At 44.7% G+C, this 18417-nt stretch carries 17 protein-coding genes and 1 pseudogene; 4 read left to right on the top strand and 14 right to left on the bottom strand.

Annotated elements, in window-relative coordinates; translation table 11 throughout:
* Nucleotides 1–49 precede the first annotated feature (49 nt).
* On the top strand, nt 50–481 hold the full coding sequence (locus tag JIE71_RS02200) for an HIT domain-containing protein (protein ID WP_199507203.1): 432 nt from the start codon (nt 50–52) through the stop codon (nt 479–481).
* A 213-nt stretch (nt 482–694) separates the two neighbouring features.
* Nucleotides 695–2092, top strand: coding sequence for an adenylate/guanylate cyclase domain-containing protein (locus JIE71_RS02195; protein ID WP_199507093.1), 1398 nt, complete (start codon nt 695–697; stop codon nt 2090–2092).
* 150 nt (nt 2093–2242) lie between these two features.
* On the opposite strand, the gene fdx is transcribed toward JIE71_RS02195, so the two are convergent.
* The 8 genes from fdx to JIE71_RS02155 all read right to left on the bottom strand — a co-directional run bounded on the left by fdx (nt 2243) and on the right by JIE71_RS02155 (nt 9220).
* On the bottom strand, nt 2243–2581 hold the full coding sequence (gene fdx, locus JIE71_RS02190) for an ISC system 2Fe-2S type ferredoxin (RefSeq protein ID WP_199507092.1): 339 nt from the start codon (nt 2579–2581) through the stop codon (nt 2243–2245).
* 58 nt (nt 2582–2639) lie between these two features.
* Nucleotides 2640–4514 carry a Fe-S protein assembly chaperone HscA gene (gene hscA, locus JIE71_RS02185; protein ID WP_199507091.1) on the bottom strand — a complete coding sequence of 625 codons (1875 nt, stop codon included), beginning with the start codon at nt 4512–4514 and terminating at the stop codon, nt 2640–2642.
* 142 nt (nt 4515–4656) lie between these two features.
* Nucleotides 4657–5226, bottom strand: coding sequence for a Fe-S protein assembly co-chaperone HscB (gene hscB / locus JIE71_RS02180; RefSeq protein ID WP_199507090.1), 570 nt, complete (start codon nt 5224–5226; stop codon nt 4657–4659).
* Nucleotides 5227–5339: 113 nt separating this feature from the next.
* Nucleotides 5340–5660: an iron-sulfur cluster assembly protein IscA gene (gene iscA / locus JIE71_RS02175; protein ID WP_199507089.1), complete on the bottom strand. Its 321-nt coding sequence runs from the start codon at nt 5658–5660 to the stop codon at nt 5340–5342.
* Between the two features lie 262 nt (nt 5661–5922).
* On the bottom strand, nt 5923–6318 hold the full coding sequence (gene iscU / locus JIE71_RS02170) for a Fe-S cluster assembly scaffold IscU (protein WP_199507088.1): 396 nt from the start codon (nt 6316–6318) through the stop codon (nt 5923–5925).
* 127 nt (nt 6319–6445) lie between these two features.
* Entirely contained in the window at nt 6446–7672 is a 1227-nt protein-coding gene (locus JIE71_RS02165) for an IscS subfamily cysteine desulfurase (RefSeq protein WP_199507087.1), read from the bottom strand.
* Nucleotides 7669–8166 carry an Rrf2 family transcriptional regulator gene (locus JIE71_RS02160; RefSeq protein ID WP_199507086.1) on the bottom strand — a complete coding sequence of 166 codons (498 nt, stop codon included), beginning with the start codon at nt 8164–8166 and terminating at the stop codon, nt 7669–7671. Before JIE71_RS02160 ends, JIE71_RS02165 begins: the two co-directional genes overlap by 4 nt.
* Before the next feature lie 409 nt (nt 8167–8575).
* Nucleotides 8576–9220 carry a hypothetical protein gene (locus JIE71_RS02155; protein ID WP_199507085.1) on the bottom strand — a complete coding sequence of 215 codons (645 nt, stop codon included), beginning with the start codon at nt 9218–9220 and terminating at the stop codon, nt 8576–8578.
* 560 nt (nt 9221–9780) lie between these two features.
* On the opposite strand from JIE71_RS02155, the gene JIE71_RS02150 reads away from it, so the two are divergent.
* Both JIE71_RS02150 and JIE71_RS02145 read left to right on the top strand, forming a co-directional pair.
* The gene (locus JIE71_RS02150) at nt 9781–10053 is read left to right on the top strand and encodes an HU family DNA-binding protein (protein ID WP_199507084.1); all 273 of its coding nucleotides are present in this window, start codon (nt 9781–9783) and stop codon (nt 10051–10053) included.
* 395 nt (nt 10054–10448) lie between these two features.
* A complete protein-coding gene (locus JIE71_RS02145; protein ID WP_199507083.1) occupies nt 10449–12323 on the top strand; it encodes a SurA N-terminal domain-containing protein in 1875 nt (624 codons plus the stop codon).
* A 137-nt stretch (nt 12324–12460) separates the two neighbouring features.
* Here the strand turns inward: JIE71_RS02145 and purH are convergent, their stop codons facing one another.
* The 6 genes and pseudogenes from purH to JIE71_RS02120 form a co-directional block, all read right to left on the bottom strand.
* On the bottom strand, nt 12461–14041 hold the full coding sequence (gene purH, locus JIE71_RS02140) for a bifunctional phosphoribosylaminoimidazolecarboxamide formyltransferase/IMP cyclohydrolase (RefSeq protein WP_199507082.1): 1581 nt from the start codon (nt 14039–14041) through the stop codon (nt 12461–12463).
* A 178-nt stretch (nt 14042–14219) separates the two neighbouring features.
* A complete protein-coding gene (gene fis / locus JIE71_RS02135; RefSeq protein WP_199507202.1) occupies nt 14220–14546 on the bottom strand; it encodes a DNA-binding transcriptional regulator Fis in 327 nt (108 codons plus the stop codon).
* A 395-nt stretch (nt 14547–14941) separates the two neighbouring features.
* Nucleotides 14942–15907: a DUF3426 domain-containing protein gene (locus JIE71_RS12525; RefSeq protein ID WP_323126906.1), complete on the bottom strand. Its 966-nt coding sequence runs from the start codon at nt 15905–15907 to the stop codon at nt 14942–14944.
* Between the two features lie 153 nt (nt 15908–16060).
* Nucleotides 16061–16162 (bottom strand): annotated as a pseudogene (locus tag JIE71_RS12550) (zinc-ribbon domain-containing protein); the annotation flags it as partial.
* A gap of 427 nt (nt 16163–16589) precedes the next feature.
* Entirely contained in the window at nt 16590–17510 is a 921-nt protein-coding gene (gene prmA, locus JIE71_RS02125; protein ID WP_199507080.1) for a 50S ribosomal protein L11 methyltransferase, read from the bottom strand.
* A gap of 81 nt (nt 17511–17591) precedes the next feature.
* A complete protein-coding gene (locus JIE71_RS02120; protein ID WP_199507079.1) occupies nt 17592–18413 on the bottom strand; it encodes a tetratricopeptide repeat protein in 822 nt (273 codons plus the stop codon).
* Nucleotides 18414–18417: the final 4 nt, after the last annotated feature.

Below are 18417 nucleotides of genomic sequence, written 5' to 3'. Positions count from 1 at the left end.
CTCGCGTCTATGACCTTATTGATATCTGATAACAAGAGAAACGTTGATTATGTTCCAACTGCATCCCAAACTTGCCGCTGACAGTTTTTTGGTAGGCGATTTTCCACTATCGACGTGTCGTTTGATTAATGATTGCCAGTTTCCTTGGTTGATTTTGGTGCCGCGCATAGCAGGTATTAAAGAGTTGTATGAATTGTCTGAATCAGATCAAGCGCAGTTTTTGCGTGAGTCAAGCTGGCTTTCTAGTCAACTTGCCAAAACCTTTCAGGCCGACAAAATGAATGTTGCTGCCCTTGGCAATCAAGTGCCGCAGTTGCATTTCCATCATATCGTACGCTATCAAAATGATAGCCAATGGCCAAATCCTGTATGGGGCAAGCCAGCTGTGCCTTATACCCAAGAAGTATTAACACAGATGCAGCAGCCGCTTATGATGGCACTACGTGGACACCATCAGATGCCATTTGACTGGAAAATGTAGGTCAAATCGTTAACAGCCAATCATTGTAAACAAAAAGCATCATTAATCTAGATTAATGGTGCTTTTTGTATCTTTAATGGTGTAGGCATATACGAAAGTTGATTGTATAATTCTTGTTACATCGCTTGGTAGTAAATTGTTCCTTTTTCACAAAAATATATTGTATATGAATGGCTTATTGAATCATTAAATTTTTTGCAATGGATGTCTGGCATGGCTTTTATTCAACGTTGGATGATGTCTGCTGCTTTTAAAGACCATGGCAGGCGAGGGTTTGATTACCCAGAAATATTTGTCCTACTGCTTACAGTATTACTTATAGCTATCCATTTTCACTTTAGCGCGGCAGCATTATCATTTTTGATTTTTATTGGCGTGCCTAGTGTCACCTCACTGATATACAGTTACCCACGTAAAAGTAGTTTTGGAACGTCAAGTTTGGCCGTTGTATTGCTGTCAGCGGTCATTGGGGTGATGCAGTTTTGCCCATCACTATCGCTTAGTTTGCTGCTATTGATTGGCTACCGTATCATTATCAGCCCCTCAAGTAGTCGACTAAGCTTATGCATCAGATCGCTAGTTACAGCCATTGTCTTTTATGCTATTAGTCGCATCATGATGCCTGACCTTCCTAGTATTACAGGAACCATCATTCCGCCATTGGTCTTGCTACCAAGTATTGCTATCGTACTTTGGAAATTTGGTTATGTTTATCATCGTTATATCGATGGTATTGAGTCATCACAGAACGCTAAAAACCGTCTAAATACCATGGTTGCTATCATCAATAAGCTGACGCGTTTCATGCCGCCCCAAACATGGCAGCCTATCGTAAAAGACAACTGCTCTGTTGATGTTACTAATAAACGGGCGCGTTTGACCATTTTGTTTTCAGATATCGTAGGCTTTACTGAGCTCTCAGACAGCCTGAGCGCTGATAATTTAGCAGAAATTTTGAACACGTACATGCATCACATGACGATCATTGCTAATAAGCATGGCGCTGTATTGGATAAATTTATCGGCGATGGTATGGTGTGTTTTTTTGGTGAGCCAGACAGCCGAGGTGCGCGTGAAGATGCACTTGATTGTATTGCCATGGCTATTGATATGCGTCGCGAGATGCGTACTTTGCGTCAAAATTGGCGGCTCATGGGTTTTGAAGGGCTGTACGTACGTATCGGTATTAATACAGGCTACTGTCATGTGGGCAACTTTGGCAGTAAAAGTCGCTTGAGCTATACGCTTATTGGTAAAGAGGCAAACCTTGCATCGCGCTTGGAGACTGTGGCAGGGAAAGGCGAGATTTTCATCAGCGAAACGACGTATGATTATATTTGCCACGATTACGCATGTGAATTTGCAGGTAGTTTTGCGCTCAAGGGTTTTGATAAACCCATTAAAGCATGGCAAGTATTAGATCCAGATGCAGAGAAAATTGAGGTTTCAAAATGGGTTGACCATACATTGCCAGGTTTTAATCTGCATCTCAATTTTAAAGATATGAAAAACTACGATTATCAAGAAATCAAGCAAAGCCTTAATTTTGCGTTAGAACGCTTGGAAAAAGAAGAACGGGTCATGATGATTGGTGAGGATGATAACGTCTGAGCGCCTCGATACATCGATACTATGGCTTTCATTACCTAACGCCCACATGCGAAAAACTCACCTTATGAACTGACCCTCATAAGTTGTGATTAACTTTTGGGGTCAGTGCACTTGGTGGGTCTTTTTAATAACGGCAATAGAAGTGATGTTTTAATGGTTTTCTTTTGCATGGTTAAGCGTATATTTTGGAATCTCAATTGTTAAGTCGTCATCTTCTAACATCACCTGACATGATAAGCGCGAATCTGGCTCCAGTCCCCAAGCACGGTCAAGTAAATCCGCTTCGATATCATCCATCTCATCCAAGCTATTAAAGCCTTTACGCACCACGACATGGCAAGTGGTGCAGGCTTTTGACATCTCACAAGCATGCTCGATTTTAATGCCTTTTTCTAACAGTGCCTGACACAAGTTACGACCTGACTCTAGCTCGACTTCAGCACCTTCAGGGCAGATTTCATGATGGGGGAGTACAGTAATTTTTGGCATAATAAATTCGCTATAATGGCTGTGTTTGAGTAAAAATAATCGCTACAAATATGATTGGTTATGACCAGTCATTGGCATTGGTACCTGCCATACTTTGCTTCACGCTTTGGTTCATGATTTTGGCAGCAAACGCATCGCTATGCGGTTTTAGCTTGGTTTGCAAATCTTCAATGATCGTCAATTCATTATTATTAATCGCACCTTGTAACACATTCATGTGTGCAATCAATGACTGTTGTTCGGTGTCGTCTAATAGGGCACCAAAATCGGCTAATGCAGACTGTAGCGCCAACAGCTCACGCTCAGCTTCGACTTTAGTTTCAATCAGTGAACGAGCGGTTTTGTCTTCTTCAGCATGCTGAAAGCCTGAAACCAGCAGCTGCTCTTTTTGTTCATCAGACAAGCCATAAGATGGAATGATGTCAATCTCGCTCATGGTCTTAGTGGTGGTCTCTTGCGCGCTGACGGTAAGCTGACCATTGGCATCGATAGCAAAGGTCACCTCAATACGGGCAAAGCCCGCTTTCATTGGGGGGATGCCGTACAGCTCAAAACGACCCAGTGAACGGCAATGCTCAACCGTATCTCGCTCGCCTTGTACCACATGCACGACCATACCTGTTTGACCGTCTTGATAAGTAGTAAAGACTTGGCGTTTTTTGACAGGAATAGGGGTATTTCTAGGAATCAATACTTCTACCAAGCCGCCCATGGTCTCAAGACCCAATGACAATGGCGTGACATCAAGTAAAAGTAGAGCATCATCGCGCTTATGCACGAGCTGGTCAGCAGTTTGCGCTGCGCCTAGCGCCACCACTTCATCAGGATTGATACTGCATAGCGGCGAGGTATTAAAAAAGGTTGCTACGGTTTGCTGAATCGCTGGCATGCGCGTTGAACCACCGACCAAGACCACTTCATCTAAATTATCAATAGACAAATCAGCGTCGCGTAAAACCTGCTCACAGACGCTAAGCGTACGGCGCGTCACTGGCGCAATAATGGTTAATAGTTCATCACGGCTTAATGTGCCTGTAAAGTGTGCACCTTGCAAAGTAACATCAATCGTCACTTGCTCTTGCTCAGTTAACGCCTGCTTATATGCTTTGGCTGTTTGTGCCAAGATAGACTTGTCATGCAGACTGACATCAGCAGCATCGAGTCCAAGCTGACCAATCAGCCAGTTGCTAAGTAAACGGTCAATATCGTCGCCGCCAAGCGCACTGTTACCCCCTGTCGCCAGCACTTCAAACACACCGTCAGTGAGCTTTAAGATAGAGACGTCAAACGTACCACCGCCCAAATCATAAATTAAATAATAACGCTCAGTTGAATCACCTGCTTTGTCCAAACCATAAGCCACCGCCGCCGCAGTAGGCTCATTTAATAAACGCAAGACATCAATACCCGCAGCAACCGCAGCATCTTTGGTGGCTTGACGCTGCGCTTCATCAAAATAAGCAGGTACGGTAATCACTGCGCCTTCGATACTGTCTTCAGGCAACCCTTGAGCAGCACGTGCTTTTAAGGTACTCAAAATGCGCGCTGAGACTTCAACTGGAGATACTTGCCCTTGCGCTGTGACAAAAGCTGGCATAGTATCGCTAGCACCGCTTAGGGTATATGGGTGTGAAAATTTGATGTCTGCTTGACTGCGACCCATAAAGCGCTTGGCTGAAATGATGGTATTTTGCGAATCATCCGCTTGATGATTCAGCGCCGCTTGCCCGACTAAAGGCGTGCCCTCACTCGGATAATACACCACAGAAGGCAACAATGTGTCTGCTGGGTCGTCCGCCTCAATGACCTTTGCCTTACCAGAACGTACCACAGCGACCAACGAGCGCGTTGTGCCAAGGTCGATACCCAGTCCAAAGCGGTGGGCGTGTGGTTGGGTACTTTGATTGGGTTCGGCAATTTGCAATAAAGACATAAGACCACTCAAATAATCAATAATTAAAATAAAAAAAAGGGCAGTACGCGTATATACCCAAAGGTATGTTGGTATTGCCGCTGGGTAAGACAAAATCTGTTATAGCGTGCAGATATAGTATATGACAATGCCTCGCTGAATGTTACATATACAAATCATCATCGCCATCGTCATGTACAGATTGCATGACATCATCAAGTCCTGCACGCACATCGGCATCCAGCTTGACTAAGAACTTTAGCTTCTGGGTCGCATCGACCGCATCAGACCATGACTGCGCGGCGTACGCTTTGGTAAAACGCGCTGATTGCGTCTCTAAGCGTTCAGCAATTTTTGGATATAGGGCGCGTAGGGTAGCTTGGTCTTTTTGCATGAGCGCATCGTCTAAATCCATGCGTATATCCATCGCGTCATCCAAAAAATCCAAATCAGCAATGGACTGCTCAAGACCCTCACTATGGTCTGCCATTTCTAATAAATAGCTGGCACGAGTGTCAGGATGGCTGAGCGTTTGATATGCCTGATTGATAATTGCTGAGGTTTGCTCTGCTTCACGTTTGGCAGTAGCATCATGCGTATTATCAGGATGATAGCGTTTTTGTAAGACACGCAGCTGCGTATCAAGCTTGCGTTGATCCAGTTCAAACTGCACAGGCTGCTCAAATAAAGCAAAAAAATTACTATTGGCAGGCGTGTTGTCTGTATTATTCATATCATGCGCCTTATGTCATTACTAATTATAGCGTATCATTCATTGATTAAAGCAGGGTTGGAACGTTTACAGCTGATGTATTTTACAAGTAAATATAAAGTGCTTACTTAAGCTTATACTGTGAAAGATTCACCACAGCCGCATTCGCCTTTTTGATTGGGGTTGGTAAATTTAAACCCTTCATTCAGACCTTCTGCCACGTAATCCATCAATAAACCATCAAGATAGACTAAGCTTTTTGGATCAACAAAGATAGCCACATCGTGACTTTCAAAACGTGTGTCATTGTCATCAGGCGTGTCTACAAATTCTAAGACATACGCCAAACCTGAACAACCTGCTGTGCGGATACCTACTCGAATGCCTTCGCCTTTACCACGATTTTGTAAAAAATCGCGGACATGCTGAGCGGCGCGTTCTGTCATTTCTATCATGCCAACCCCTTGAACCTTGTTGTTCGATGTCTTTGATATGCCACTATTCATAGATTAAAGTGAGTAATGACATGGTGTGAAACACATACACTAAGTCTGTTTTATATAATTATCTGTTTTATATAATTAAAAACACACTCGCTATAAAAATATTAGGTAGCGAGTGCATCGCTACCTAATCAGCGGCTGTCTTAGCCACATCAATGCGAGCTATATTGATAGGTCGCATGAGTTTAAAATATCGTATTATCAATCAAAGATATTATTCGGCAGCTTCTACACTGTGCTTGCCTTTATAGTCGCTGATAGCAGCTTTAATGGCGTCTTCTGCCAATACTGAGCAGTGCACTTTTACAGGCGGCAATGCCAGTTCTTGAGCGATATCTTTGTTTTTGATTTCGCTGGCTTGGTCAAGGCTTTTGCCCTTTAGCCATTCGGTCACAAGCGAGCTTGAGGCAATCGCTGAGCCGCAGCCATAAGTCTTAAAGCGTGCGTCTTGGATGATGCCATCATCACCGACTTGGATTTGCAAACGCATTACATCGCCACAAGCAGGTGCACCTACCATGCCTGTACCAACGTTTTTAGCGTCTTTGTCTAGATTACCAACGTTGCGTGGATTTTCATAATGGTCGATTACTTGGTCACTATAGGCCATGGGTTTTCTCCTAGTATAGTGATGCGTGCTATACACGCATCGATAATTGGGGTCAAACGCTGTTGTATCTTATGCATCGTTTGTATTAAAAATAAACAATCAGCGCCTCAGACAATAAAGTTACGGCTTAGTGTTCTGCCCACTCAACTGAATTTAGATCGATACCGTCTTGATACATGTCCCAAAGTGGTGACAGAGCGCGTAGTTTATCGACCGCTTCGTGAATCTGACGAAGTACCGTGTCAATATCTTCTTCAGTCGTGTAACGGCCAAGACTAAAGCGGATAGAGCTGTGTGCAAGCTCATCAGAACGGCCAAGCGCACGCAATACGTATGAGGGCTCAAGTGTCGCTGATGTACAGGCTGAACCTGAAGATACTGCCAAGTCTTTTAGCGACATCATCAGTGATTCACCTTCAACAAAGTTAAAACTAATGTTCACAATGTTGGGTACGCTGTGCTCAAGACTGCCGTTTAAATAAATCTCTTCGATGTCTTGTAAACCGTCCCACAGTTTTTGACGCAAAGCGTGAACGTGTTTATGATCTTCTTCAAAACGCTCGTTAGCCAAGCTAAACGCTGCGCCCATACCGACGATTTGATGCGTTGGTAGTGTCCCTGAACGCATACCACGCTCATGACCACCACCATGCTGCTCTGCTTTTAGGCGAACACGTGGCTTACGGCGAACAAACAAAGCACCGATACCTTTAGGGCCATAGGCTTTATGACCTGAGAAGCTCATCAAGTCAATTTTAGTATTTTCTAAATCAACACGAATTTTACCAACCGCTTGCGCACCGTCCACATGGAAAATCACGCCAGCTTCACGGGTAATCTCACCGATAGCAGCCACGTCAGTAACCGTGCCCAGCTCATTGTTCACCATCATCAGTGATACCAAAATGGTATCTTCGCGCAGCGCGTCTTTAACTTGTTCTGGCAAAATAAGACCCGTACCTGGCTGTGGGTCAAGATAAGTAATCTCAAAACCTTCTTGCTCAAGCTCACGGCAAGTATCGAGTACGGCTTTGTGCTCGATTTTGCTGGTAATGATGTGCTTGCCACGACCTTGGTAAAAATGCGCCGCACCTTTGATCGCAAGGTTGTCTGACTCAGTCGCTCCTGAGGTAAAGACGATTTCGCGTGGGTCGGCATTAACCACTTCAGCGATTTGCTGACGCGCTGTTTCTACCGCCTCTTCTGCCTGCCAGCCATAGCCATGTGAGCGTGATGCTGGGTTACCAAAGACGCCGTCGACAGTCAGATACTGAGTCATTTTTGCCGCTACCGATTCGGCAACTGGCGTTGTGGCGGCATAATCTAGGTATATAAGGTGGTTATTTTGGCTCATGCTGGGGATGCCTCGCTGGTCGATAGAGTAATGGTAGAGATGTCTTTTGCGACAGTTAGATGTTGACGATTTGAAATCGACTTCACATTTTGCATCTCTAATAATTGTGCTAGCGTAATATTTTTCAAGTACAGTTCAATATGATTTGATAGAGCGCACCATAAATCATGGGTCAAACACATCGTGCCGCCTTGGCAGTCGCCGCGTCCTTCGCACTGCATGGCATTTACAGACTCATCAACGGCTGAGATGATACTCATGACGTCGATTTCGTCCAAAGGTTTGGCTAAATAGTAGCCACCTGAAGCGCCACGAATACTGGTTACCAAACCACGTTTACGCAGTTTAGAAAACAGCTGCTCTAAATAGGAGATAGAAATAGATTGCCTTTTGGCGATATCAGATAATGACACGGCACTGTCTTGTTGATTGGTTTGTAATGCCAAATCAAGTAGTGCAGTCACTGCATATCGACCTCGGGTAGTTAAGCGCATAACATATCTCCAAACTGATCAGTAGTAAGCTAACTTTGCCAAAGGCTTGACATCTCCTTGTCCCTGCCTTCAAACGGGCAAAATGCCTAAGTCTAGTATCATCGCTAAAAAACAGCAGTCTATAAAAGCCTGATGTATGACGAGATGACTCATTATACTGAATCCTGAGTAATTTAGTCAAGATTGGAGTGCCATTCAATCATTAATTCAATCAATGGTTATGATAGGTGTTATCAATACATAGATTTTCGTAAAATAAGGACAGTGGGTTAAGTGGGGTCTTCACTATTTATCGTCAGTCATTATACGCTGATGGTAAATAAAAATCGCACCCATAGTGCTTATAGGTGCGATTAAAGGCAGTTGTGGTGTTTAAAATTTATATGGCCTAACAGGTTGAATATAACAATTACATAGCGACAGCGGTAATAACAGCAATGATAGCAATAACTGTCATGACTGCTGCAATAATCATAAAGGTTTTCTGTTTGCTGTTTAATTCTTTGACGGTGGTTTCAAGCTCACGGTTTTTGGTAGTTAAGGTATTGATTTGGGTTTGTTGTTCAGCGATACGGCGTTTATAGTTGTTTTGTTTTTCTTGCATTTCAGCCTGATCAGGTCGAACAGCATTGTCGTCGTTTTTGAGTTTTTTAATAAGCCCTTGAATTAAACTTGCGACGCCAAGACGAGTGATGAACTGTTTGACCAGCTGAACTTGCACTGACTCCCCGCGCATCTGTAGCTTTTCTGTGTTGTCACTGTCATGCGTAGCAATGGCGCTTAGTACCTGTAAGCTATAGGCATTAATAATCACATCAGGTTCGCTGCGCCCTAGCGGCAAATCTGCATCCAGCAGTACGCCTTTATAACTAAAAGTGGCATACACTTGCACATGTGGTAGGTATAAGCGTAAACAGACGACCGTCTCTTGTTTTGCTAAAGGATAAGCCGCTTTACGCAGCTCGCCATCCAAACGCAGCAGCAGCGTGAGTGCCGACTCAATGAAAACCAAAACGATATTAAGAAAAGAATGAGACAACGTGGCACGCTTCATGTGAATAATCCATTTTTTATGTAATAAAAATTTCTAGTAAACAAACCTATCAAGAAAGTGACTTGGACGCAAAACTGCTTTTGTTCAAAGTCATCAAAAAAGTCCGATAGCCTCTAAATGTTATAACAATCTTTATCCTCATTAAGATTGCCTTTATCGGACTTATAGCATTGCTACGTATTGGAGCGCAAGGTATGCCTAATGCGCTATGATAACGCCTTCATCATAAAAAGTAACGCCTGCTTGTGTCAGTTAGCAATTTGTTGTTGTATTGACCAGTCATGTCGATATCGTCGGTTGTACTTGCGATAGGTACAAATGACGTGCTAAAAAGGCAGTTAATGGGGTTTTACGTAACTATCTATGTCAGATAAGTAGTCTTAGACTCGAAAATATGTAAAATCACTTGCGCGACCGCTGTACCCTTGATATAAAGGCGGTTGATGACGCGTCGTCTGTATGGACACAGCGAACATTGTATATGTTGCTTAAAGCTAGGGACATGGATACAATGTTTAGCCTCAGCGTTTACTTTAGTCCTAAAACTTGAAGGAATTTTTATGAATAAGTCAGAATTAATTGATAGCATCGCAGAAAAAAGTGGCTTGAATAAGACCCAAGCGGGCGACGCTCTAAATGCAGTAATGGACAGCATCGGCGACGCTCTAGAAGCTGGCGATAGCATTTCTTTGGTTGGCTTTGGTACGTTTAGCGTAAAAGACCGCAAAGCACGCACTGGTCGTAACCCTAAGACTGGCGAAGAGCTAAACATTCCAGCAAGTAAAGTACCAAGCTTCAAAGCAGGTAAAAACCTAAAAGAACGCTTGAACTGATTTGCCATGCTGATATGCCCATCATGAGCTTATTCAGCAAAAAGCACCTGTAAGGGTGCTTTTTTTATGGTAACTACTTTTGTCCTAGCTATTTTTTATTATTCACTGAACATTGCTATCAAATCATTTACTGTCAATGCGCACGGTATGGCATAAAAGGCAGGTTTTGTTTTGTGAATATTTTGAGTCTGGGCAAAATTTCACGTATCATAAGGCGCGTCTTTTTATAAGTACATGGTCTATAAGTGCCTTGTCTACAAGCCCATCACTGTTCATGCATTCAGTGACAGTTAAGACAGCGACAGGCAATGATATGGCAAAAGACTACCGTTTTGGTTTTGTCAGTGCAATACGTATTGACGTTCATTTATCAGGTTAATAGAGCAGAAACAACTATGGATAACTTGCGCGATTTCTTAAAAAGTTGGCCAGGTCGCATTTTATTGATTTTATGCTTATCACCACTTGCGCTACTGGGTATCGAAAGTTACTTTCATAGTGGTGTGGACCCCAACCAAGTTGCCAAAGTTGGCGACGACAGCGTGAGCTTATCTCAATATCAAAATGCCCTAAATAGCCGCCGCTCTGAGCTGTTAGAGACTATCGACGACCCAAGCTTAATCAATGAAGACGTGTTGCATCAGCAAGTGCTACGAGGCTTGGTGGATCGTGCATTGTTGCAGCAGCAGGCAGGTAAGCTCGGTATGACTGTGTCTGATGAGACCATTAATCGTCTGTTGCAGCAAGAAGCGGGCTTTCAAGATGCTGACGGCAACTTTTCAAATGACAAGTTTGCTTTGTTTTTGCGTCAACGCGGTATGAATAAGAATCAGCTGTTTGCTGAATTTCGCAATCAGTTGAGTTTAGAGCAGCTCAATGCCAGCATCGTCGGCACCGCCATTTATCCAATGAAGTCTATCAACCAGCTGATTGATTTGCAGTTAGAAGCGCGCACATTGTGGCTACATCGCTTTAACTGGCAGGATTATGCCGATAAGGTGAATGTCAGTCAGCAGCAGATTCAAAGCTATTATGACAGTAACAAAGCGGACCTAAAAAGTGCGGCAATGCTTGACTTGGCCTATATTTCGTTGCGCCCTCAAGACATCAGTATCGAGCCTGTCACCGAAGATGAAATCAAGCAGCAATATGCGGCGTATAAGCAGTCATTAGCCATTGATGATCAGCGCCAAATCAGTCAAATTCTATTATCGGGCGATAATGCCAAAGCGCGCGCGCAAGCAGTAAAAGCGCGTCTTGATAAGGGCGAATCGTTCAGTAAATTGGCAAAAACAGAATCTGATGATCCATCAGGAGAAACAGGCGGCGCGATTGGTACTTTCAATGCCTCAGTATTTGGCAGTGACGCTGACAAAGTTGCCGAAGCGCTTGAAGGGCTGCAAGTAGGCGACACTACTGCACCGATTCAGACCAGCTTTGGTTATCAAATCTTTACGGTAACTGAAGACAATAGCGAGCAAGTGCCCAGCATGGACAGCATGCGTGAGCGCTTGAGTGCCCAAGCAGCAGACTACAAACGCCAAGCCGCGTACGCTGATAAAGTAACAGCCATTAATGATTTGGCAGCAGATGGTCTTGGTATCAATGATATCGCGCAGCAAGAAAATGTGGCGCTAAAAACCATCAAAGACTATCGTAAAGAAAACAACACCTCCGTGCTGTCCCAGCCTGTCGTGGTGAAGCAAGCCTTTGATGACTTTAGTATTCAAGACCAGTCGGTGAGTGCGGGTATTGATGTATCCGATGCGACAGTATGGGTTCAGTCAAGCAATTATCGTCCAACCAAAACGCTGTCATTGCAAGAGGCGACGCCACTGATTACGCAAACGTTGCGTAAACAAGCCGCCAGTGAGTTAGCATTAAAAGAGGCTAAGCAAGTAGCGGCAGGGATTAAGACAGTCGCTGATATTCAAAAAGCAGGTGTACCAATGCAGTCCTTGGGTGAGGTGAGCCGTCAGACGACACTATTGACCGAAAAAGAGCGCAGCCTTGCCTTTAGTCAGCAAGCGCCTGAGAATGGTGTAGTGGCCTTTGCTACAGCAACCGAAATGGGCGCAAGCGTAATGGTTGGCGATCGTATCAAGATTGAGCAGCAAGCACAGCTGTCAGATGCGCAAAAAGCAGAAACTGCCCGTATCGTACGTGACAATCTGGGTCAAAACCATCTGCAAGACTATCTAGAATATCTGCGTATGGTGCATGACGTCGAAATCAATGAAGCCAGCATTGCCACTACCAAAGGTCGCTAATCAGTCACCTTGCTGTATTGAGTAAGCGAACATAAAAAAGCCCCGATATCATATCGGGGCTTTTTTTGTTGAGTACCATTTTTTTGAAAACAATAAAAAAGACACGCATAACATACGCATTATGCGTGCTTAATAGATTAGTGACGGAAGTGGCGCATGCCTGTAAACACCATAGCGATGCCATGCTCATTGGCTGCAGCGATGGTCTCGTCATCACGCATAGAGCCACCTGGCTGAATAATGGCTGAGATACCAACGGCCGCCGCGTTGTCGATGCCGTCACGGAATGGGAAGAACGCGTCTGATGCCATAACCGCGCCTTCAGTAACCAAACCTGCGTGCTCGGCTTTAATAGCTGCGATACGCGCAGAGTTGACACGGCTCATCTGACCTGCGCCAATACCGATGGTGCGCTGGTTTTTGCCATAAACAATGGCGTTTGATTTAACGTATTTGGCAACATTCCAAGTAAACAGCAAATCAGCGATTTGTGCTTCGGTGGGCTGCACGTCAGTGACGATTTTTAGGTCGCTTGCGTGAACTAGGCCAAGGTCTTGCTCTTGTACCAATAGGCCGCCGTTAACACGCTTATAGTCCATTTGCGGTGCGCGTGATTCAGGGGCTGGCAAGTCGCCACACACAAGGACACGGACGTTTTTCTTGCTGCCAGTAATCTCAAGAACGCCGTCTTCTAAACTTGGTGCAATAATTACTTCAACAAATTGATTGTCAATGATGGCTTTGGCAGTCACTTTGGTCAATGGGCGGTTAAAGGCAATGATGCCACCGAACGAAGACTCAGGATCTGTGCTAAAGGCAGTGTGATACGCTGCGGTCTGATCGCTATCTACTGCGACGCCACAAGGGTTGGCGTGTTTGACGATGACACAAGCAGGCGCGCCAAATGCTTTGACGCACTCCAGTGCTGCATCGGTGTCGGCGATGTTATTGTAAGATAGGGCTTTACCTTGTAGCTGCTGCGCGGTCGCGATAGAGGCTTGCACGTCTGCACCACCTTGCGGCTCAACATAAAAGGCAGCGTTCTGATGAGGGTTTTCACCGTAGCGTAGGTCTTCTGCTTTAGCAAATTGTAAGTTTAGTGTACGCGCAAAGGTTTCTGGCTGCTTGGTTTCATTAACACGGCTGCCTAAGAAATTAGCAATCATACCATCGTACTGAGCTGTGTGTTCAAAGGCTTTTACCGCCAAATCATAACGTAAGCTTTCGCTAAGCGCTGTGCCATTACCAAGCGCTTCTAAAACGCGAGCATAGTCCGCAGGATCAGTCACGATACCGACGTGAGCATGGTTTTTTGCTGCTGAGCGTACCATGGTTGGGCCACCGATATCGATGTTTTCAATCGCATCATTCATGGTTACATCAGCGCGGGCGATGGTTTGTGCAAATGGATAAAGATTGACCACGACCAAGTCGATACGCTCGATAGCGTGCTCACTCATGACCGCATCGTCAACACCACGGCGACCTAAGATGCCACCATGAATTTTTGGATGCAAAGTTTTGACGCGACCATCCATCATCTCAGGAAAGCCCGTATAGTCTGATACTTCGGTCACTGCGACATTGTGCTCTTGGAGCAAGCGATAGGTGCCGCCTGTAGAGAGTAGGCCGAATCCTGACTGAATCAAACCTTGAGCAAACTCGACAATGCCTGATTTATCAGAAACAGACAGCAGTGCAAGAGGTTGTGTACCCATAAAGAAAATCCCATAAAAAAAGCCTGACAGAATGTCTGGCAAGTCGTAAAGACAGATGTCTTCATCACAAGACGCGATACATGATTACTGATTTTATCAGTAGCAGACCCACGCATCACACAGTAGGCGGTATCATAAAACATCTGGGCGCGTTATACAAAAAAATGACGCCTTAGCGTCATTCCATTAAGCCATAAGTTTTGAGTTTTTTGCGCAGTGTGCCACGGTTTAGCCCCAAAACTTGCGCGCATTTGGTCTGATTGCCGCGTGTTTGTTCAAGAACGACTTGTAATAGCGGCGCTTCGACCTCTTGTAATATAAGCGCGTATAGGTCCGTCGGCATCTCATCACCGAGCGCAGCGAAATAAGCGCGTACCACCTGTTCAACATGACTGCGTAGGGGCGCTTGGCTATGATAAGCAGGTGGTACTTCGACTTCTTGTGGCTGTGGCGACTGAGCAGTACTATGCGGATCTAATTGCGCTAGTGTGTCCTCAAGTGCCATGAGCGATGCGTCAACATCGCTATGGTCTTCGAAAAATGAACTGTCGGTAGTGTGTTCATGGGCATAAATAGGTGGCGCGTCCATGCGCTTTGAATCGTCGGTCATTGAATAATGTCCTTGAAGGTTAGCGGCGATAAGCGTGTATCAGTGACAATAGCAATTATCAAAACCGTCATCTATCATTGATTGTTGCATTATTTTGATAATGATTGGATTAGGGCGTGTCCCTAATTCAAGCGTTTATGACTAAATGGGCTAAAAATGGCTAAATCTTTGGCAAACGGTGTCAAATAGCTGGCCAATGTCTTGATATTACCTACGCTATTTTTCTTGTTTGCCTGCGATTTATCTCATTTTTATCACCATTTTTAAAATAGGGACACGCCCTAGAGCATTTAATATAAAGGCTGAATTGCAACTTGTGTAATCTGCTGGTCTTCGATAGGTATGGTAAAAAGTACAGGTAACGTACTGCTCGCTGCTATCTGTGTCTGTGGGCTTAATAAATAACCTTCAGGCTCAGCAAGAAAGTCACCCAGCAAGACATTATTATCCCCATAAACCTTGATGAGTAAGCTTGGCAATAACTGGCTATTATCGCTTTGATTGATAATATCAGCACCGATATCGCTAAAAAACTCTGCATCTTTAACTTGACTTGGCCTATGCATTGAATCGGCCATCGTTAATTGTTGCAAGTCAGCCGCAGGTAGGCTACAAGAGGCAATGGCACAAATAGAGTGCAGCGTAGAAGCTTTTTCTGGGTTTTTGATAATATTGTCGGCATTAAAAATAAGATACTGTGCGAACAAAAGCATGACTAGAATCACACAGCCTATTGCCCATAAGGTGCTTGCAATTGGTAATGGTTGGCGGAATGTATCGGCTTGTGCGGCAGGTCTATGAGGTTTAGGAGCTGAATGATCTGCTTCCATACCCATTTTTGCTAATAACTCAGACAAGTCAGTATTATCAGTAAGCGCGGTATCTTGGGACGCTATAGGGTCTTTTTCTTGCAGTAGCCCTTCAAGCCAAGTACCGTCATCTGTATTCTGACGTTGGTCTATGCTGGCTTGCATACTGGTGTCATTGATTTTATTTGAACTGACGCCTTTTTTAACATTGACAGGTGTGTCGTAAGTCGCACTTTGTTTGGGTTTTGTGCGGTTATCCTCGTTGTTGTCTCTATCGTTGAATAGGGCATCGATATCGAGCTCAGATAGCGCACTGGTCGCATTTTTGCTGGTATTGATGTCCATATCATCGTAAATCAGCGCGTCCCCAATATCGCCTATATCATCATCCTCTTCAATGGCCATATCATCATAAATCAAATCGGCATCTGCTTTAATCGTAGACACTTTGACTTTAGAGGTTGATGACGGCTTAGTTGTTGGTGACTGATGATCTACAGCTCGGTCATCAAGATGTGATTGAGGAGTGGGGCTTATGGCCGTAGTTTTAGAGGCTGGGATGTGCTTATTAACAATATGGTTATTAATAAAAAATGTCTTATGGCACTGACTACAGCGACCCTTTGCTGTACTGTCCTCAAATTGCACTGCTGGAATATCAAACTTGGTGTGGCAGTGGGGGCATTTGGTGGTGATAAGCATAGCCATAAACTCTAATCCAAAAAGATGCAGCATCACTGCTGCGCGCTACCACTAAAATCATAAAGCTACTGAATCCTAGCGATACTAGGACGTGTCATCAATGAACACATGACATCATTTAACGGTCTTAAACGGGCTAAATCTTACCAAACAGCGTCACAAATCTTGTGAATATGCCTATATTCTCTGCAACTTTTCCCTTGTTTGACTACGATTTATCTCACTTAAAACCTCGCTATCTAAATGATGACACGCCTATCAGTAGTACTTATATCTTGTCAGCATGTTTGTGTGTATCAGCCTGCTTAAGTATCGCTGACAGCTATTCGCGAACCCGATACCCACGTTCAGTGCATCTACTATAAGTATAGTTACCGATAAAATCACAAACTAATGTTGCTATCCTAACAGATGTAATTAAATGTTGCTAGCCTGTAAATGTACCTGACAGACGCTGCCAATGATGGTCTTCTTGAGTGGTAAAGGCATGCGTATTATCTAAAGCAAAATAAGGCTGATAGGCTGCTTTCACCGATTCAGTTTGAGGTTCTATTAGACCTGCCAGCACAATGCGACCTTGTGATTTTAACAAACTTGCTAAATACGGTGCGAGTTCAATAAGCGGCTTCGCCAAAATATTAGCAACCATAACATCAACGGGGATGATGTCATTGTCCTTACAATAGCTTTGGAACTCATCAGGCAAAAACGTTTGCAAACGGTCGCCAACATGATTACGCTCGGCGTTTTGTTTGGTTGCTAATACCGCTTGTGGATCAATATCCACCGCATAAACTTGACGCGCACCAAGCAGTAGCGCTGCTACGCCAAGAATGCCTGAGCCGCAACCATAATCAATGACGACCTTGTCTTTTAGGTTTTCTTCTGTCAACCAGTCCAAACACAGACGCGTGGTCGCATGATAACCTGTACCGAACGCCAAACCTGGGTCCATAATGATATTAATCGCGTCAGGCTTAGGCGGGGTTAGCCAGTTGGGTACAATCCATAAGTCATTGGCGCACTCAATTGGGTGGTAGTGACTCATCCACTCGCGCTCCCAGTCTTTGTCGTCAACTGCCGTTAACCATAAGCGGCTGGCGTGTACTTCTGCCGCGATATCGTGGCTCAGCTGTTCAACCGCTTGACGACTCTCAGTATCATTATCAAAAAGACCCGTGATAATAACCTCATCCCACAGTGGCGACTGTCCTGGAAGTGGCTCAAAAAGAGGCTGGTCGCCTGCATCGTCAAGAGATATTGACAGGGCGCCTGCCTCAAGTAGTAAGGCCTCTGCCAAATCAACGTTTGCTTTTTCACACTGTAAATGTAGCTGTTGCCATGCCATAAATGGTCACCTGTTGTTAAAATATGCTTAGAAAATTTTATAATGAGAAAAAGTGGTTCATTTTTTAAATGAAGACACGCCCTAGCGTAAAGCTTGCTCGGCTTCTTGTACCACACGAGCGTTATTTTGCATTTGTCCTGCTTTATGTACCAACTGCCATAAGGCGCGTCTGCGAGTAGCATCTTCAGAGACACTCAGACCACGCCGTGCTAACGCTTCAGCTTTGTGAGGCTGATTCTTCTTGATAGCAATTTGTGATAGATAAAAGTACACCGCTGATGAGCGCGGGGCAAGACGCTGTGCGCGAGTAAAGCTGTTTTCGGCGACGGTCAGCTCGCCACGACTGAGCTGTGCCACACCGACTTGCATGAGGCTCCGAAAGGCGGGTAGATTATCGCTGTTGCTTGCACTCGATGTATTAGGGCGCGCCGAATGTTGCCGCGCTTGCTCTAAAAGCTCTTGATGTGACGGTGGCTGTGGTGGCGGCACAATAATAGGCGGCTTAGGTAACGGAATAATGATTACTTCAGGCTCAGGTTCAGGCTTAATGATAATCTTAGGCGGCGTATCAAACGTAGGCTCAGTATCATGAGTGTCGTAAGACTTGTCCTCACTTAAAATCCTGCTTTGACGCTCTTGTGCTGCTGCCTGTTGTTGCTCTTCTATCGTTGGAATATAGGGCTTTGGCTGAAAGCGCGTATCATCGGTAGCTGTGCTGGTGCGGGCGGTTGACTGCGTGGATACAGAAGCAGTGGGTGCTGGTTTGGTAGTGGGTGTGGATGCGGTATTCGGCACACTTTGGCACGCGCTTAACCACAAGCTACCCAGCACAGCGCCCAGCACCCATCGGAATCTGGGCGCTGTATGCGAGACAAATGACCATGAGAGCTTGGCTGTATTCATGCAG

Source organism: Psychrobacter sp. bablab_jr014 (assembly GCF_016464015.1).
Lineage (GTDB): Bacteria > Pseudomonadota > Gammaproteobacteria > Pseudomonadales > Moraxellaceae > Psychrobacter.
Note: the sequence above shows the minus strand (reverse complement) of the source record. Positions and strands in the feature narration are given on the sequence as shown.

Excerpts from the sequence above, each read along its gene's own strand:
- JIE71_RS02200 (WP_199507203.1), top strand. The coding sequence starts at position 50 with ATGTTCCAACTGCATCCCAAACTTGCCGCTGACAGTTTTTTGGTAGGC.
- JIE71_RS02195 (WP_199507093.1), top strand. The coding sequence starts at position 695 with ATGGCTTTTATTCAACGTTGGATGATGTCTGCTGCTTTTAAAGACCAT.
- fdx (WP_199507092.1), bottom strand. The coding sequence starts at position 2,581 with ATGCCAAAAATTACTGTACTCCCCCATCATGAAATCTGCCCTGAAGGT.
- hscA (WP_199507091.1), bottom strand. The coding sequence starts at position 4,514 with ATGTCTTTATTGCAAATTGCCGAACCCAATCAAAGTACCCAACCACAC.
- hscB (WP_199507090.1), bottom strand. The coding sequence starts at position 5,226 with ATGAATAATACAGACAACACGCCTGCCAATAGTAATTTTTTTGCTTTA.
- iscA (WP_199507089.1), bottom strand. The coding sequence starts at position 5,660 with ATGATAGAAATGACAGAACGCGCCGCTCAGCATGTCCGCGATTTTTTA.
- iscU (WP_199507088.1), bottom strand. The coding sequence starts at position 6,318 with ATGGCCTATAGTGACCAAGTAATCGACCATTATGAAAATCCACGCAAC.
- JIE71_RS02165 (WP_199507087.1), bottom strand. The coding sequence starts at position 7,672 with ATGAGCCAAAATAACCACCTTATATACCTAGATTATGCCGCCACAACG.
- JIE71_RS02160 (WP_199507086.1), bottom strand. The coding sequence starts at position 8,166 with ATGCGCTTAACTACCCGAGGTCGATATGCAGTGACTGCACTACTTGAT.
- JIE71_RS02155 (WP_199507085.1), bottom strand. The coding sequence starts at position 9,220 with ATGAAGCGTGCCACGTTGTCTCATTCTTTTCTTAATATCGTTTTGGTT.
- JIE71_RS02150 (WP_199507084.1), top strand. The coding sequence starts at position 9,781 with ATGAATAAGTCAGAATTAATTGATAGCATCGCAGAAAAAAGTGGCTTG.
- JIE71_RS02145 (WP_199507083.1), top strand. The coding sequence starts at position 10,449 with ATGGATAACTTGCGCGATTTCTTAAAAAGTTGGCCAGGTCGCATTTTA.
- purH (WP_199507082.1), bottom strand. The coding sequence starts at position 14,041 with ATGGGTACACAACCTCTTGCACTGCTGTCTGTTTCTGATAAATCAGGC.
- fis (WP_199507202.1), bottom strand. The coding sequence starts at position 14,546 with ATGGCACTTGAGGACACACTAGCGCAATTAGATCCGCATAGTACTGCT.
- prmA (WP_199507080.1), bottom strand. The coding sequence starts at position 17,510 with ATGGCATGGCAACAGCTACATTTACAGTGTGAAAAAGCAAACGTTGAT.
- JIE71_RS02120 (WP_199507079.1), bottom strand. The coding sequence starts at position 18,413 with ATGAATACAGCCAAGCTCTCATGGTCATTTGTCTCGCATACAGCGCCC.